Source organism: Alteromonas sp. S005, from assembly GCF_036864475.1.
Lineage (GTDB): Bacteria > Pseudomonadota > Gammaproteobacteria > Enterobacterales > Alteromonadaceae > Alteromonas.
On sequence record NZ_JAZETN010000020.1, the window covers coordinates 41,612 to 57,386 of the forward strand.

14 protein-coding genes are annotated in these 15,775 nt (G+C 42.3%); 9 read left to right on the top strand and 5 right to left on the bottom strand.

Translation table 11 applies throughout. The features are described from left to right. Positions 1 to 15: 15 nt before the first annotated feature. Positions 16 to 1,347 (bottom strand): sigma-54-dependent transcriptional regulator, encoded by a 1,332-nt coding sequence (locus V7R55_RS17735; protein WP_334060571.1) that lies wholly within the window; start codon positions 1,345 to 1,347, stop codon positions 16 to 18. A 476-nt stretch (positions 1,348 to 1,823) separates the two neighbouring features. Between V7R55_RS17735 and V7R55_RS17740 the strand changes: the two genes are divergently transcribed. Continuing rightward, positions 1,824 to 2,429: an exopolysaccharide biosynthesis protein gene (locus tag V7R55_RS17740; protein ID WP_334060572.1), complete on the top strand. Its 606-nt coding sequence runs from the start codon at positions 1,824 to 1,826 to the stop codon at positions 2,427 to 2,429. A gap of 6 nt (positions 2,430 to 2,435) precedes the next feature. Here V7R55_RS17740 and V7R55_RS17745 read toward each other — a convergent pair whose 3' ends face one another. Next, positions 2,436 to 3,359, bottom strand: a complete 924-nt coding sequence (locus tag V7R55_RS17745; RefSeq protein WP_334060573.1) for a LysR family transcriptional regulator — start codon at positions 3,357 to 3,359, stop codon at positions 2,436 to 2,438. A gap of 54 nt (positions 3,360 to 3,413) precedes the next feature. Then, the gene (locus V7R55_RS17750) at positions 3,414 to 3,764 is read right to left on the bottom strand and encodes a rhodanese-like domain-containing protein (protein ID WP_334060574.1); all 351 of its coding nucleotides are present in this window, start codon (positions 3,762 to 3,764) and stop codon (positions 3,414 to 3,416) included. Between the two features lie 192 nt (positions 3,765 to 3,956). Here V7R55_RS17750 and V7R55_RS17755 point away from each other — a divergent pair, with 192 nt between their 5' ends. Beyond that, positions 3,957 to 4,268, top strand: a complete 312-nt coding sequence (locus V7R55_RS17755) for an ArsR/SmtB family transcription factor (protein WP_334060575.1) — start codon at positions 3,957 to 3,959, stop codon at positions 4,266 to 4,268. Positions 4,269 to 4,355: 87 nt separating this feature from the next. Here V7R55_RS17755 and V7R55_RS17760 read toward each other — a convergent pair whose 3' ends face one another. Further along, complete coding sequence (locus V7R55_RS17760) at positions 4,356 to 5,096, bottom strand: PRC-barrel domain-containing protein (RefSeq protein ID WP_334060576.1); 741 nt, start codon at positions 5,094 to 5,096, stop codon at positions 4,356 to 4,358. A gap of 191 nt (positions 5,097 to 5,287) precedes the next feature. After that, the gene (maoP, locus tag V7R55_RS17765) at positions 5,288 to 5,644 is read right to left on the bottom strand and encodes a DUF413 domain-containing protein (RefSeq protein ID WP_334060577.1); all 357 of its coding nucleotides are present in this window, start codon (positions 5,642 to 5,644) and stop codon (positions 5,288 to 5,290) included. A gap of 396 nt (positions 5,645 to 6,040) precedes the next feature. On the opposite strand from maoP, the gene V7R55_RS17770 reads away from it, so the two are divergent. The 7 genes from V7R55_RS17770 to V7R55_RS17800 all read left to right on the top strand — a co-directional run bounded on the left by V7R55_RS17770 (position 6,041) and on the right by V7R55_RS17800 (position 15,700). Further along, entirely contained in the window at positions 6,041 to 6,208 is a 168-nt protein-coding gene (locus tag V7R55_RS17770; protein ID WP_334060578.1) for a hypothetical protein, read from the top strand. 113 nt (positions 6,209 to 6,321) lie between these two features. After that, entirely contained in the window at positions 6,322 to 7,152 is an 831-nt protein-coding gene (locus V7R55_RS17775) for a LysR family transcriptional regulator (protein WP_334060579.1), read from the top strand. 72 nt (positions 7,153 to 7,224) lie between these two features. Beyond that, entirely contained in the window at positions 7,225 to 7,575 is a 351-nt protein-coding gene (locus tag V7R55_RS17780) for a DUF2750 domain-containing protein (RefSeq protein WP_334060580.1), read from the top strand. A 165-nt stretch (positions 7,576 to 7,740) separates the two neighbouring features. Beyond that, complete coding sequence (locus tag V7R55_RS17785) at positions 7,741 to 7,974, top strand: DUF2789 domain-containing protein (RefSeq protein ID WP_014949810.1); 234 nt, start codon at positions 7,741 to 7,743, stop codon at positions 7,972 to 7,974. Positions 7,975 to 8,039: 65 nt separating this feature from the next. Next, a complete protein-coding gene (locus V7R55_RS17790) occupies positions 8,040 to 9,434 on the top strand; it encodes a ribonuclease J (RefSeq protein WP_334060581.1) in 1,395 nt (464 codons plus the stop codon). Positions 9,435 to 9,630: 196 nt separating this feature from the next. Continuing rightward, positions 9,631 to 13,803, top strand: a complete 4,173-nt coding sequence (locus V7R55_RS17795) for an EAL domain-containing protein (protein ID WP_334060582.1) — start codon at positions 9,631 to 9,633, stop codon at positions 13,801 to 13,803. Positions 13,804 to 14,020: 217 nt separating this feature from the next. After that, positions 14,021 to 15,700, top strand: coding sequence for an AMP-binding protein (locus V7R55_RS17800; protein WP_334060583.1), 1,680 nt, complete (start codon positions 14,021 to 14,023; stop codon positions 15,698 to 15,700). Positions 15,701 to 15,775: the final 75 nt, after the last annotated feature.

A 15,775-nucleotide genomic window follows, 5' to 3' on the forward strand; every position in this document is an offset into this window, starting at 1 on the left:
GTTTAATACCTCTTATTATTCATCTTTGCTTAGGTCGCCGTAAGCATGAAGACGGTTGTATAGGGTTTTAGTACTTATTCCTAACATTTCTGCTGCAGTAGTCTTATTGCCACTTACTTTCTCTAAGGTGGCGTAGATGAGCTCTTTTTCTACATCTTCAATGGTTCTTCCCGCTTGAAGGGCAGGTGTCGTACTTTGCTTTTGTGCAAAAGGAGATTCAATAGTTTTAGGTAATTCAATCTCACTCTTTTCTGGGTCGCTCATGATAGCTGCACGGTGAACAAAGTGTCTTAACTCACGAACGTTACCTGGCCAATCGTAGGCTTGAAGGGTCTCTAGCTGATTATCTTCCCACTTAAAATTAGAGCCGTTGTCTTTGTTAAACTCTGCAATAAAAGTTTTTGCCAAAAGAGGAATGTCTTCTTTTCTTTCACGCAAGGGAGGAATGGTAATTGGGAAAACAGCCAGTCTGAAATAAATGTCTTCACGCAACACTTTGCTCTGTGCGATCTCTTCCATTGTTCTATTTGTTGCAGAAACCACACGGCAATTTACCGGAATTGACTTTGTGCCACCTACGCGAAGCACTACTTTGTTTTCGAGTACGCGCAAAAGGTTAGGCTGCATATCGATAGGCATTTCTGTGATTTCATCCAAGAAAAGGGTACCACCCTCTGCCTGTTCAAAAACGCCTTCTTTACGACCTACCGCACCTGTGAAAGCGCCTTTTTCATGACCGAACAGTTCACTACCAATCAATTCTTTAGAAAATGCACCACAGTTTGTGGCAATGTAAGGGCCCTCACTTTCTGAGGCTCGGTGAATTGCAGCAGCAACAACTTCCTTACCCACACCACTTTCGCCTAACAACATTACGTTAGCGCTGGTTTTGCTGACTCTTGAAATGAGTTTGTATAACTCTTTCATCACGGGTGATTCGCCAATAAGCAAGTCGAAGTGTTTTTCAATCTTTTCTTCTGCTGGCGCTTTTGCTTTTGGTTTCTTACTTAGTACCGCCTCAATTTCTTCACGTTGAATTGGTTTTACAAGATAGTCTACGGTGGGTCCACACAACCCTTTTATTACACTCTTTACTGAAGGATGGCCTGTAATGAGAGTTACACGGGGTCGCTTAGGCAGCGCATCAAGTTCGTTGAATAGGTGAGCACCGCTTCCATCGGGCAGCATAAAATCTAACAGCACATGATCGAATGTTTCTTTCTCAAGCCAGTCACGGGCTTCTGCTAACGTAGCAGCGGTCAATACGTCATGACCTAAAAATTCAATGATAGTACAAGCTACTTCTGTAAACTCGGCGTCGTCATCAACTAAAAGTACGGTTAGCACACGGATGTCCTTCTCTATTACTTTCCATCAAAAATATGGAATAAAATCAATGTTATATTTTTACCACAATGAGAGAGAAAAGGTAACTGGATAGCTCTTTGTAGTCACACATTTCTATGCATTGTGTTTTCGTTTAACGGTAATACCACATTCAATTTAAGCGCGTTGCTCATAGAAACACATTCCCTTGAATTCATTGTTACGATTTTACTATCGCAATTCGCACTAGAAATTTAATTTGTTAATTTAATAATGAGTGTTACCAATTTACACACTGCTGCAAAAAGTATTCCCAATAATTTGCAAATTCTACTGTGGAGAGGCGCTGGCACATTTTTCGCACAAATCTGAATACGATCTACTTTTCTGAAAATAAGGGTGTGGATGTCATTTGGCGAGTATTTGCGCTCTTTTCGTCCGTATCTCGCCCCTAAAATTAGTGGAATACAAGATAAATTGTATCAAAGGAACTGAAAATGTGGGCAAAAACAGCTGAAAGATCAATGACATTGACTGAGCTGCTGACGAAAATGCAGCCGCGGTCAAAGCAAAACATATTTTATTTCGGAGATTTTTGGGAAGTCATGGAAAAGCGCGGCTTTGGTCCCATGTTAGCGCTCCCTTCTTTTATTGCTTGCACCCCTGTCGGCGCCATTCCTGGAATTCCATCTTTAACAGGTGTAACGATTTTACTTATTGCATTGCAAATTTTACTCGGTAGTAGGCACCCTTGGTTGCCTCGAAAAGTAATGGATATACAATGTGAGGCTCATCGACTACGCGATATGCTTAAAAAAGTAAAGCCCTATGCAGCACGGGTTGACCGCTTTCTCGTTCCACGTTGTTTCTTTATGAGGCAGCCTGTGTTTCGCTCACTGATTGCATTAAATTGTGTAGGGTGTGGCTTAGTGATGATACCCCTCGAACTAATTCCATTTATGGGGTTAATTCCAGCATTAGCAGTATTCATTATGTCCGTAGGAATGGCAACAGACGACGGCGCAGTGGCTTTGGTAGGTGTGTCGATCTCACTATTTGGCTTTGTACTAGGTTTTCAACATTTACCGGCGGCGGTTAGCTAACACAAGTTATTCAGTGCAAGAGTCCAACATGAATTCCGAATTGGGCAAGTTCATTGTTTGGTACCTCAATTCCCCCATAAATGCTCGAGCTGCTGGACCTAATGTATCTCCATCTTCAAAGGAAAGATAAAGAAGTGCTTTTCTTAACGCAGCATTGTTATCTATGGGAAGTGGAACCAAAGTTCCATTTTCTAATTCGTCTTTTATTATTGCAATAGGTAGCCACGCAAAGCCTAAGCCCTGAGCAATGATATCTAACGATGTTCTTACGTGACTCACTGTCCAGCGTTGTTCTGCTCCTAACCAACCAACATCTGCTTTGCGCTCTGCGGAAGAGTCGCGGACGACAATCTGGCGATGACTTTTTAGGTCTTCTAAAGTAAGGGTTCTATTCAATTGATGTAAGGGGTGCTCGGAATGAGCAACAGCGGCGAACTCAATTTCACACAAATCTTCACTAAACCCACTCGGAAAGACAAAGGGAGAGATGCCCAAATCTACTTTTCCGCTGCTTAACAATGCATTTGCACCACTAAGTACGGTCTCTTCTATTTCTATACGCAGTAGGGGAAACTCAGCAGAGACTTTAGCAAGCACGTTATAGAGCAATTCAGAAGGAAAAATAATATCCACAGCTATGCGCAGCGTTGTTTCGGTCCCCACTTTTAAACTACTCGCTACTTCTTCAAGCTTGTGAGCTTCGTTAAGCAAAAACGAGGCGCGACGATACATAAGCTCGCCTTGTGGAGAAAGCTTAACTTTACGGCCAATATTTTCAAACAGTGCTACACCGATAGCACTCTCTAGTTTTTGAACCGCGTGATGCACACTAGATTGACTTTTATGTACTTCTGCAGCTGCTTGATTGAAGCCACCTGCATCAACCACGGCTTTAAACATTCGCCATTGTTCTAATGTGGATTTAAGCATACGCGCCCTCTACTTATGTGTTGAGAGAGTTATAGCATAGTCCTATAGTACAAGTCATTTTTCGAGTGCTTGGTTGATGGTAGGTACAGGGCAGGTTACAACTGATACATCGTCGTATCCCATACGCATTAGTTGCTCAGCTGCTAATTTCGCACGAACACCAGATGCACAATGTATGTAAAGTGGTACCGATGCCTCTTTGAATTGCTCTAGCGCTTTCATTTCTAACACGCCCCTAGGAATATTGAGAGCAGAAGGTACCGGTTGGCTTTCTGCTTCTTTGCTCTCCCTTACATCAATGAGTGCTCCATTGTTGCTAGATAACTCTTCAAAGGCTTGTTCAGCAGTTATACAACGAATGTCGAAGTCAATATTTTTAATTCGAGTTTGGATATCTATTAGCATGGCGCTTCCATTATCTAACTGCGTCTTGCGACTAAAAAATAAGGTTAATCTAATATATTGATTGAAAAACGATAAGACAATATATATTGCCGAATTTCATCGCATATAATGGCAAGTCGGCAGAATAGTTTATACTTTAGTATAATAAAAGGCTAAATTGTTGTCAGAATACTTTATAGATACGGAGCGTTTATGTCTGAAGATATGGTAATAGGTTCAGAAGACATTATGGAACACGCAGCGGAAGCTGAGATTTTCCTAAAGCAATTTGCGAATAAAACACGTCTTTTGGTGCTTTGTTCGTTACTGAAAGAGGAAAAGTCGGTTACCGAACTACTAGAAATAATCGATGTTTCTCAGCCTGTGATTTCTCAGCATCTTGCATTGCTGCGAGAATCAAAAATGGTAGCGACTAGAAGGGAAGGCCAAACAATTTACTATCGCATTGTTGATGAACGCGTAAAACGCCTTATAGCGCTGATGGACGAATTTTTCTGCGAATAGCCTATTCGTGTTGGCAGTTTAAACTACAATGTCCGCGGAATGACGGACATTGTATGATTTAGCACGTCTTTAGCGTTTTATCTAAGCTTATCTATCAAGCTGTTTGCACAACATATCAATATAATCGTCTTCTGAAATTCTATCGCTATCAACCTCTGGTCTATTAACTAACTCGTCATGACTGAGTTTCACTTCAACACTGTGCGCAGCCCAATCGATATTTTTAATATCATTCGGCAATAACGCTAGATGTTTGCCACCAGGAAGCCAGTTATTGGTATCAACAACCAGCATTACAATTTTCCAACTTCGGGTGTCTATTATAAAGTTACTAATGTGCCCAACGTTATCGGTGGTAGTAGCAACTTCATAGCCTCCCACTTCTCCAACAGCCCTTAAATGATTACTGGCTTTTTGGGGGTGAAGTGTTTCAGACTCTTCCGCTTGTTGTAATTCAACAAGTTCATTGGGGTGTGCAAACTCACCCCACGCTCCTGGACCAATCCAGTAGTAACCGTAGCCAAAATATTTAAAGAGGTTTTCCTCGTACTCACGAGAGACGGGCTTATGCTCGTCGATTGATGGGCTGTTCTTTAGCTTTTCAACAGTCATATTTATATGGACAGTGTCATCATCGTACACAAGTTCTGTCACGGCGATGGGAGATATAACTACTTTTCTGCTAAGCGGAAGCCACGTATTTGTATCCGCGACCAGATAACGTACGGTAAACGTCTCATCGTCAAAAAGAATATCGCGTACGCCTCCTACTTTGTCATCAACGGCATGGATGGAAAAGTGGGTAAGCTGTTTTGAACTAATGATCATCGCGCGTCTCCTTTGCTAGGGCTCTTTGTATAGAGCAACAGTTTTCATTGGTTAACGTCACTCTTTATAACTCTAAGTGTAGACAGTCCTTAACCTTTCTTCATTTTCTTCTTGCTTAGAGTTGATTGAGATCATTTATCTGTAAAAACAAAAAAGCTCGCCAGAGCGAGCTTTTAACGTGCATGTCAAAATTAGGCTACATCGAACTCTTCTTCAGAATAATCGTCGTCGTAATCTGATTGATTGCTAGCACTGCTGTGCAGGGTATAGAAATGCTTTTTGCCTCGTGCCAGCTTGACGTATTTTGCCCACGCTTTTTCGAGGTTATTTGCTGCTTCAACTTCGCCACTAATGAACTTCACGAAGTGTTGCTCGTCTTCGCTTTCTGGTGATAGAACACCACTTTCAAGACCTAATAAGGTCTTGCCGTAGTTGGTTAAAATATCAGCTTCAGTAATACTAAAATCCCCAGATTTGCGAAATCCATAGGGAAACTTTTGACGGTCAATAAACGGTTTTGCAGATAGTCGAATAGCTAAACTTTTCATGTTGTACCCAACGTAATGTTTTGTTCAGCGCACTTTTAAGTTAAATAAAAGCAAAGATAAAACAAAAGATTTTTTTCTTATCAATAAAAAATTTTCAACAGAGTAAAAAAATGGAACGTGAGGAAATTTTTATTAAATCTGCGCTTAGTTGAATAAGGTGGAATGCATCTTCATTAATTCATAATGTTCTGAAATATATACGTATTTTTGAATTCCTCTTCTGCTTTCTCTATAGGCGCATTGTCACAAAAATGACACACATGCTTGCCAAATACGTCTGTGAAACTACAGTAAAAATGCCATCAAAAATTCTTGTCGCTACGATGATTAAAATTCGTTTTCTATTTAGCCGCTTGGGATAATAATTGAGGGGTTGTTAATAACCCTGAGAAGTCGATGAGTAAAGACTATCGTTACCAGCGTGATGAATGGGACTCGGTAGAAGAGGAAGATCTTCACGCTAAAAAACCAAACTCTAAACGTCAAAGTGCCGTGAAGGTAAAACAGAAGCGAGACTTGCAACGACGCGAAAAGCAGCGACGTTTGCATCAAGAAGAGTATTAATTGGATTTTTAGTTAAGCACACCGTTTTAAACGGTGTGCTCTGTGCATTTGTATTTACTTGCCGTATCATCTGTGTCAGTTTAGACCCACATTAATTCGGTTATACATCTAGCATGGATATACGCTTTCTTACCACCTTTATAGAGGTGGCGAAAACCCGCCATTTCGGCAAAGCCGCTGAAAATCTCTACCTTACTCAATCTGCCGTTAGCGCGAGAATAAAACTTCTAGAGGAATACTTCCACACTACGCTATTTATAAGGCAGCGAAACAGTATCCAACTCACCCAGTCGGGAGAGAAGCTGCTTCCCTATGCCAAGCAATTGTGTGTTACGCTTAACGAAGCAAAACAAGAACTGCAAATTCAATCGTCTGAGTACGTGGTTTGTGGAGCAACACAGCTTGCCAGCGAATTACTGCTGCCCACAATGCTAAGTCACCTTCATAACTCATTTCCAGATTGGTCTGTAAAAGCTGAAGTTTTAACGCTCGACTCGCTGTCACGTCAACTACACGAGAGAGTAACAGACCTTGCTTTTTCCACTGAGCCGCTAAAGTCTGAAGAGGTGAATAGCGAGGTAGTAATGGAGCATGAATTAGCACTATATCGTGTAGGTGAGATTTCCGATGTTGTTGATGCAGCTGATTTCGTAGCAATTGACTGGGGTGCTAAGGCGAGAGACTGGCTTCTCACCGATTATCCTCAGCTGCGAGATGCAAAGTTAAGGACAAACTCGTTAAGCCTTGCATTGAATAACTTACTCAGCGAAGGGGGAGTAGCCGTGCTGCCCACTAATATCGAAAAGCAGATACCAGCCAATGTCAATGTAACTAAAATAAGAACCCTTGAAAACGTAACATTAAAATTATACATACACAGTATGAAGCAAATACGACGCGTTGGTCTTTCACAGATAATAGACAGTGTGTCTACAATAAGTTGAATGCGACTAATAGCTTTTGCGTGAGTGCCGTCATGTACGGCGCAAAATTGACAGAATTTAAAAGAGAGTCCTATGTCTCAAATACATCCTTTATTAGAAAAAAACGCTTTTCAACGCTTAGAAGCTAGCCTTGCGACCATTAAAGCCGATCAAAAACTGTTTATCCTCAAAGACGAGCATGGCTGCGTAATGCTAACTACCGATGAAGAAGACGGAGTACCGGTTTGGCCTGACGCTGAGCTCGCGCTCTTGTGGGCTACAGAAGATTGGGCGCACTGTGAAGCGATGGAACTTACAACTGAAGAGTTTTTAGCTAAGTGGGTTCCCGGTATGACGCAAGACGAGCTTATGGTTATTGTTTGTCCTGTTCCAGCAGAAGAAGGTGAGGTAATTTCACCACAAGACTTTGCTGAGTATCTTTAATCAGCTATCAGGCGGACTTTTGTTTTGAGGGTGCTGGGTGATCTCAAGCTTATATAGGAGGGTAACTATTCAATAAGTAGATATAGTGAGTTCAAGTACTTATCTACTAGATACGTAGCACGTTATATGTATCCTTCTCGTTACCCTAAAACTCAAGGAGGCGTTATGTTTACTGAACAGCCAACAATGAACAGCTTATTTAGTCAACTCGGCCTAGGAAGTTCTGACGAAGAAATCGCTGAATTTTTTGAAACACATCGAGGGCTGAATAAAAGCCAGCATTTACATGAAGCACCTTATTGGAATGAAAGTCAGTCCGCATTTTTAAAAGATGCTATTGTTGAAGATGCTGCGTGGGCTGAAGTTATCGACCAGCTTAACGCAGAATTGCACGAATAACTTTTAAGCTTTTATCTTCAGTTTTCGTTGGTTGAATATAACTTTTTAAGAAGGCAGTAAACACCTTGTTGTACCCAAACATTGATGACTTGTGGTTTGTCCCCCTAGGCGGGACCGGCGAAATTGGTATGAATTTGAATTTATACGGACACAATGGTCAATGGTTGATGGTGGATTGTGGAGTGTCATTCGATGAGCCCCTCGTTCCGAGGTACAAAAGTGGTGATGGCGAAGAAGAAGAAGGAAGTGCTTCGAAAAAGGGCACCACGCACCGGGTAGTGGCGCCTGATCCGTCTTTTATCGCTAAGCAAAAAGATGCGTTAGCGGGGATTGTGATCACTCACGCTCATGAGGATCATGTTGGGGCTATTCCTTACCTTTGGGAGCGATTCCAGGCGCCCATTTATACTACATCATTTACTGCCGAAGTCTTACGACGCAAGCTAGCTCGGAGCAAGCTTGCGAATCGTATCCCCATTGTTGAAGTGGATGCTGGCGACACTCGGCACATTGGCTCTTTCAGCGTGAGCTGGTTGGCTATTACACACTCCTTGCCTGAGCCCTTTGCCCTTAAAATTGAAACTCTCGCAGGTACTGTTTTACACACTGCTGACTGGAAAATTGACGCCAATCCCATTACGGGTTCGCCTTTTGATGTAAACCTCTACAAACAGCTGGCTAATGAAAACATTCTTGCGTTAGTCGGTGATTCTACTAATGCTCCTAAGCCTGGATTTTCGATTTCGGAAAGAAACTGTTATGACGGTTTACTCAGTACTATTTCCCCGCTTAAAGGTAGGGTGATTGTGGGTTGCTTTGGCAGCAACATTGCAAGGCTTGTTTCATTGGCTAGAGTTGCTAAAAAAACGAAGCGATACATGGCGCTATACGGACGTTCCTTGTTAAACATGTACGGCATTGCAAAGCAACAAGGAATTTGGCCCGATGATTTACCGATAACCGACCCTCAGCACCTGGGTTATTTACCCCCACACGAAGTTTTAGCAGTGGCTACCGGAAGTCAAGGCGAGAAAAATACAGCGTTAGCCCGGCTGGCTCGGGACAATCATCCACACTTAAGTTTGGACAAAGGTGATACCGTCATATTTTCATCCATCGTTATTCCAGGCAACGAAGAGAGTGTAGGGCGTCTAAGTAAAGCGTTATCGGCGAAAGGCGTAGCGGTGATTCATAGTGAGGACAGTGCCTTACCTATACATGCCAGTGGTCACCCTTGCGCAGAAGAGCTAAAACTCATGTATAACTGGGTAAAACCTAAAATCGCTATTCCGGTTCACGGTGAGCACCTGCATTTACAAGCACACGCCGATATAGCGAAAGCCTGCGGTGTAACTAAGCACTATGTGGGTCAAAATGGCGATCTGTATCGGTTATCTCCGCAACCAAGCATTCGCCGTCAAGTTGTACCAGTAGGGCGAGTCCCTGTTAAACAAGATTAACAATAGTTCACTCTTCCGGTAGTGTGCTTTGGGCGCTATTTATTTCGCAAAATTAAGTAGAATTAGTTTACTAATATCAATGTGATAGCCTTATCGCGAAGGTTTGTAAAAACCTTGTTTCGAAACTGCCCATGTTTCGAACATTCTGGTACACTTAATTACATAATAAAAATTTAAACTATGCGAACAACTTTCGATGAAGTTTTTATCCTACCTGATGCTTTTGGCTTTTACTGTTTGTAATTATGCAGAGGCTTCTCCACGACTTACCAACCCAGTTTTCCAATCGCTTTCGACAAAAAATGGTCTTCCTCAGGATGTCGTAAACGACATTGTGATAAGTGACGATGGGTTCGTCTGGATTGCCACCGACGGTGGTTTAGTTCGCTGGGACGGCGTAAGAACTAAACGGATAACAGATTCGACTAATACGCTGCTCGATTCGTCAGTATACAGATTAGCGCTGCAAGGTTCTAAAGCGCTTTGGTTTAGCATTTATGGACAAGGCAACTATTACCTTGATTTTTCTACGCAAAAAGTCATTCAAATAGAGCCAGCGAGTTATCACGAATTTGAAGAGCATGTTCAACATGCCGAGACATTTCACTGGTACACCCCAAATGAATTGGTCCTTGCGCTCAATGAGGAAGTGCAGCTATTTGATACTGAAAAAAACAAACTAACTAGCATCGCTAAGCTACCTTCAGAGCTTTTAGAGAATAATCATATTATTCGTGCTGCTATCACTATTGATGATACCTTGCTGGTAGCGACATCCAAAGGCGTTTATGTAAAAAATATACAGGACACAGAGCAGCCGCTTGTTAGCTTGGATTACTTAGGCGAGACACCACAGAATATTGACAATATTAATGCAAAATTTCTGCTGTTGGATGAGCAGAACAGAGTATGGATTTCAACGGTACTTGGGGTATTCGTCGCACAAAAAGAAGACTTTTTAGCGCAAGTAAACGGGGTTAAAGAAGGTGTGTTTGAGCAAGTTGTCACTGACAGAAATGTGTGGACTATGGTTCAGCACAAAGACAATTCGTTCTGGATGGGCACTAATAAAGGCCTGTATCAACTGGTTGAAACATCGAGCGGCTGGAAGAATGAACATATTTTAGAGCCCAATAACGGCTTTACAGAAATCTCTAATAAAAAAATTACAGCAATAGCGAAAGACGAGGCTGACAATTTGTGGATGAGCTCGGTCTACGCAGGCGCGCTATACTTTGGAGTCAAAAGTGCTGACATTTTTGCTATTCAGAATGAACGAGCGGCAGTAAAGAGCGCACTGACCAGTCATGTGGTGTGGACTTTCGCGGAAACAGAGCCCAATAAAATTTGGATAGGTACTGAAAATGGACTCAACCACTACAACTTCACAACAAACACTTCTGAAAAGTTTCTTTATTTCGACGACGAAGTATATGGTAAGGGGACGGTAGATAAAATAATTCCGTTGCAGGAAGGAAAGTTGTTAGTCAGCACTTATGAAGGTATACGACTATTCGATCCGAAAACAGAAGAAATATCTCGTCCTGAAGTAACAAATAGGGGAGATAACACTGTCTTCGACACCTATATCCCCGGTATGATCTTATCTAATGAAGGCATTTTATACTTTATTGGATATGAGGGCTTTTTTAAGTACGACGTTTATAAAAAAACCGTTACTCCACTAGAGTTAGACCCACGAGTCTTCGACATCAATTTCTCTTACGGCTTTATCGGCCAGTCTACATATCACAAAAATAGGTTGTTCTTGGCTACCAAGGGGGGATTGTGGTTAGTCGATCCTGCAACGTCGCAACATGAACTGGTTTATCGTTTTCCAGAGGCACAGCGAGGAAACGAAAGCTCAATATCATCATGGGTCATTGACGACATGGGCGTACTTTGGCTTGCCTATAGTGGAGTCGGTCTAATAGGCGTCGATGTCGACACGTTCGAACCGCTATACAATTTAAACGACACCAATATTTTGTTATCAAACATAGTGTATGGGCTTCAAAAAGATGAGTTTGGGAGCATTTGGTTTAGCTCCCATAAAGGTCTTCACAGATACGATCCCTCCACGGCACAAATTAAAAATTTCATATACGGTCGAGAGTTAAGTGTTTCTGAGTTCAATCAGGGTGCTTCACTGAAACTTAATGATGGAAGGCTAGCTTATGGTTCAACAAGCGGTGCCGTTGTATTTTCGGCCTCACAGATTGAAAGCTTGGATACAGACAGAAGTTTGCTCAGCAAAAAGACGGCGATCACAGAAGTAGCGGTAGACAATCGTGTGCTTAGCCAACCCCTCAAAAACTTAAGCGGCCATCACTTTAATTTAAACTATGAAGACTATGGATTAACGATCCACTTTTCTTCGCTCACTATGTCTGGAACAGGCAAAGTAAAATATTACTATAAGCTTCTTAATGGTGACCGCGTGGTTACTGAAGGCGTTACCGACGATGCGAAGATAACCTTTACCAATATTGAGCCAGGCGATTATGTTTTCACCGTGGCACCTACGCCTGGTAGCTTCGACTTTAGCGTGCTGCCGGCGGAAATTACTCTATCTATGCCTCATGCTCCGCTTCGTTCACCTCTCGCGTATTCTATATATGCCACTCTCGTTGCCGGTCTTTTAGTGGCTTATTTACTGTCTAGACAGCGTCAGCTATTTAGGCTTCAGAAGGCACAGCAACAGGTTACTTTATTTAGCGATGCGTTTAGACAAACCCGAGACTGGGTATTAATTTTTGATAAAGATAAGCGGTTGGTTGCCGCTAATCCTGCCTTTGAGCAAGTATTTGGATTTAACAACAGAGAGCCACTGCCTAAACAGTTGGCTCGCCTATATTTGCGTTATCCCAACCTTAATCGGCATCTTTCGGGCAAGTTGCCTGAAATGCAAGGCGGTGACTTTTGGAAAGACGAGACTGCTATTGATGGTGCTGACGGTAAGCGTTATGACGTTTTGATAGATATTACAGCGGTAAGTGGCGAAACTAATGACCCTGAACACTACCTGATTGTAATATCCGACATTACCGAGCAAAAAAATGCAGAGCGTAAGCTGCTTAAAATCGCCACATACGATAGTTTGACTGGCTTAGTAAACAGAACACTATTGCTAGACCGACTTGAGCACGCCATAGGGCTTGCACGTCATCACGATCATCGCGTGGCGGTGATGTTTGTAGATTTAGATAGATTCAAAGGAATCAATGATTCTTTAGGTCATGATTATGGCGACAAACTACTGCGTATTGTCGCTAATAGAATGCGAAACCTGGTGGCAGAATCGGGAACGGTTGCCCGTCTTGGTGGCGATGAATTTGTTATTGTCATTGAAGAGGTGGGCGCCGACGATGATTTAAGCTCATTTGTAGCACAAATTATCGAATCGGTAGAAACACCAATTTCATTGGCTGATGAGGTACTGCGTGTTTCTTGTAGTATCGGCGTTGCTTTCTACCCTGAAGATGCGTCTGAACCCGCAGAGCTTATTAAGCAAGCTGACGTTGCTATGTATAGCGCTAAAAAAGATGCGTTGAGCGGATTTACTTACTTTACAAGTGATATGAATGAGCGCGCAAAAACGCGGCTGCAGATAGAAAACAAGGTAAAGCGCGCATATTCAGATGACTGCTTCTTTAATCATTACCAGCCAATAGTAGATGCAAGAACTAATAAAACGGTTGGAGTAGAATTGCTACTTAGGGGGAGGTTAGACGACGAACCGCTATTCCCCGATCAGTTTATTCCTGTTTTGGAAGAGCTTAAATACATCATTGAAGTAACCCGTCAAGCCATGCGCCGGGCGGCTGAAGATTTGTCATCGTGGTACGAACAAGGTTTCAATGGGTATGTGTCAATTAACTTATCAGCCCTTCACTTTAAGACTGAGTTTGATTTGAGTGGAGTATTGGGCCTTCTCAATGAGTTTGGTTTACCTAAGGAGGCCTTTAGGTTTGAGATAACTGAAGGCGTATTGATGGATGATAGCGATAATGCGCTAAGACAAATTGAGCGGTTTGTGAAAGAAGGCTTTGTTTTAGCACTGGATGACTTTGGAACTGGCTATTCGTCACTAAGCTATTTGAAACGTTATCCATTATCGGTTTTAAAAATCGATAAAAGCTTTGTTAATGAGATGGCACCGGGTAATGCCAACGAAGCCCTAGTAACAACTACCATAGCTCTCGCTACTAATTTAAAAATGAGTTGTGTTGCTGAAGGCGTTGAAACACAGGCACAGGTTGACGAACTTATCGGAAAGGCCTGCTATTTCCATCAAGGGTATTTTTACGCAAAGCCATGCTCGGCAGATGAAATAGTACCTATTTTGTTTAAAAATTGGTCTGAGTGAACGTATTTAGTAGCGGTTTTTAATGCTAAACAATCATAAAGAGTGAAAAGCCGCATATATAAAAAAACTAAATCTAGCGCTCAAAGTGTTGTTATTCATCGCAAATAATGTAAACGCTTGTTTAAAAAGCTTGTTTTTCAATAAAAAATGAGGCTTATTAGAAGTCTGTGAAATCATTGTAAAAATGAGCTACATTATAACAACATATGAGTGACTTATGCCGCTAGACATGACAGCAAACGCAAATACCACGGAAGTAATAACATCGCCATTAAGTATGTTGTACCACTGGGAACAAAGCCGTGGGAACGATGTATTTCTTACGCAGCCTATTAAAGGTGAATATCACGACTACACTTGGAAACAAGTTGCGGAGCAAGCCCGAAAGGTGGCGGCACGTTTACGTGAACTAGATTTCCCACAAGGCAGCCGTATTGGTATCTTTTCTAAAAACTGTGCAGAGTGGTTTATTGTCGACCTGGGCATAATGATGGCAGGTCACGTGTCGGTGCCTATTTTCTCTACAGCTGGCCCTGACACGGTTCATTACGTGTTGAAACACGCTGATGTACAACTGTTGTTCGTAGGAAAGCTAGATAACACCGCCGAACAGGTAGCTTCAATTCCTTCTGAATATCTAACTGTTGCCTTCCCTTATCCAAACATTGCGACTAAACAGCAGTGGAAAGAATTTATGGATATAGCGCCGATAGCAGATTCACCCGTGCCAGACATGGACGATATGATGACAATCATTTATACGTCTGGCAGTACCGGTCAGCCTAAAGGGGTGGTGCACAGTTACAACACGGCTTGTTGGGCAGCGCGTCGCTCGCTCGACCAGCTAGGTATCAATGAAAACGATCGCACTATGAGTTATTTGCCACTTGCGCACATCACAGAGCGTGTGCTTGTAGAACTTTCAAGCTACTACAGTGGTGGAAAAATTCATTTTGTTGAAGACTTAGCTACCTTTCAACGGGACGTAGGCCACTGCCAGCCAACACTCTTTATTTCTGTACCTCGCCTTTGGACGAAGTTCCAAATGGGCGTGTTAGCGAAAATGCCACAGAAAAAGCTAGATACCTTACTTAAAATACCCTTCCTGAACAAAATCGTTGCCAAGAAGATTCGAAATGGCTTGGGCATAAATAATGCGCGTTTATGGGCGAGCGGTTCAGCCCCATTGGCGCCTGCAGTAATTGAGTGGTTTGCGAAGATCGGTATCTACATTTCCGAAGGGTGGGGGATGACTGAAAACAGTGCCTACGGTACTGGTAGTGTACCTTTCAGACATGACAAAATTGGCTGTATCGGTAAGCCTTATGATGGTGTCGATATTCGCACATCAGAGGAAGGCGAAATTCAGGTTAAGTCGCCATGCAACATGCTGGAATATTACTTAGAACCTGACAAAACCGCTGAAGTGTTCACCGAAGACGGCTACTTGCGCACCGGCGACAAAGGCGTCATAGATAACGATGGCTACGTTAAAATTACCGGTCGCTTGAAGGACATTTTTAAAACGGCCAAGGGTAAATATGTGACGCCTGCACCCATTGAAGCTAAATTTATGGAAAACCCTATTGTAGAACAGGTGTGTGTAACAGGTACAAATCTGCCTCAGCCAGTGGCGTTGTTAGTGTTAAGTGAAGAAGCGCAGAAGAAAGACAAAGCCAGCATTGAAGCTAGCCTCAAGAAAACGTTTGAAGCTATCAACACTAAATTAGAAAGCCATCAGGTAATGGATCGCGTAGTAATAATGAAAAACGAGTGGAGTATTGAGAACGATTTACTTACCCCAACGCTCAAGGTTAAGCGCCATGTGTTAGAAGAGCGATTTGTTGACATTATACAAGGTAACTATAGCGATAAATTGGTGTGGGTTGACGCGTAAGTCGCCTGTTTCGGAATATTTATCTAGTTAGATTAAAAAAGCTCTGTCCTTGGACAGAGCTTTTTTGTAGTAGCC

Excerpts from the sequence above, each read along its gene's own strand:
- V7R55_RS17740 (WP_334060572.1), top strand. The coding sequence starts at position 1,824 with ATGTGGGCAAAAACAGCTGAAAGATCAATGACATTGACTGAGCTGCTG.
- V7R55_RS17795 (WP_334060582.1), top strand. The coding sequence starts at position 9,631 with ATGAAGTTTTTATCCTACCTGATGCTTTTGGCTTTTACTGTTTGTAAT.
- V7R55_RS17780 (WP_334060580.1), top strand. The coding sequence starts at position 7,225 with ATGTCTCAAATACATCCTTTATTAGAAAAAAACGCTTTTCAACGCTTA.
- V7R55_RS17745 (WP_334060573.1), bottom strand. The coding sequence starts at position 3,359 with ATGCTTAAATCCACATTAGAACAATGGCGAATGTTTAAAGCCGTGGTT.
- V7R55_RS17750 (WP_334060574.1), bottom strand. The coding sequence starts at position 3,764 with ATGCTAATAGATATCCAAACTCGAATTAAAAATATTGACTTCGACATT.
- V7R55_RS17785 (WP_014949810.1), top strand. The coding sequence starts at position 7,741 with ATGTTTACTGAACAGCCAACAATGAACAGCTTATTTAGTCAACTCGGC.
- maoP (WP_334060577.1), bottom strand. The coding sequence starts at position 5,644 with ATGAAAAGTTTAGCTATTCGACTATCTGCAAAACCGTTTATTGACCGT.
- V7R55_RS17760 (WP_334060576.1), bottom strand. The coding sequence starts at position 5,096 with ATGATCATTAGTTCAAAACAGCTTACCCACTTTTCCATCCATGCCGTT.
- V7R55_RS17775 (WP_334060579.1), top strand. The coding sequence starts at position 6,322 with ATGGATATACGCTTTCTTACCACCTTTATAGAGGTGGCGAAAACCCGC.
- V7R55_RS17800 (WP_334060583.1), top strand. The coding sequence starts at position 14,021 with ATGCCGCTAGACATGACAGCAAACGCAAATACCACGGAAGTAATAACA.
- V7R55_RS17755 (WP_334060575.1), top strand. The coding sequence starts at position 3,957 with ATGTCTGAAGATATGGTAATAGGTTCAGAAGACATTATGGAACACGCA.
- V7R55_RS17770 (WP_334060578.1), top strand. The coding sequence starts at position 6,041 with ATGAGTAAAGACTATCGTTACCAGCGTGATGAATGGGACTCGGTAGAA.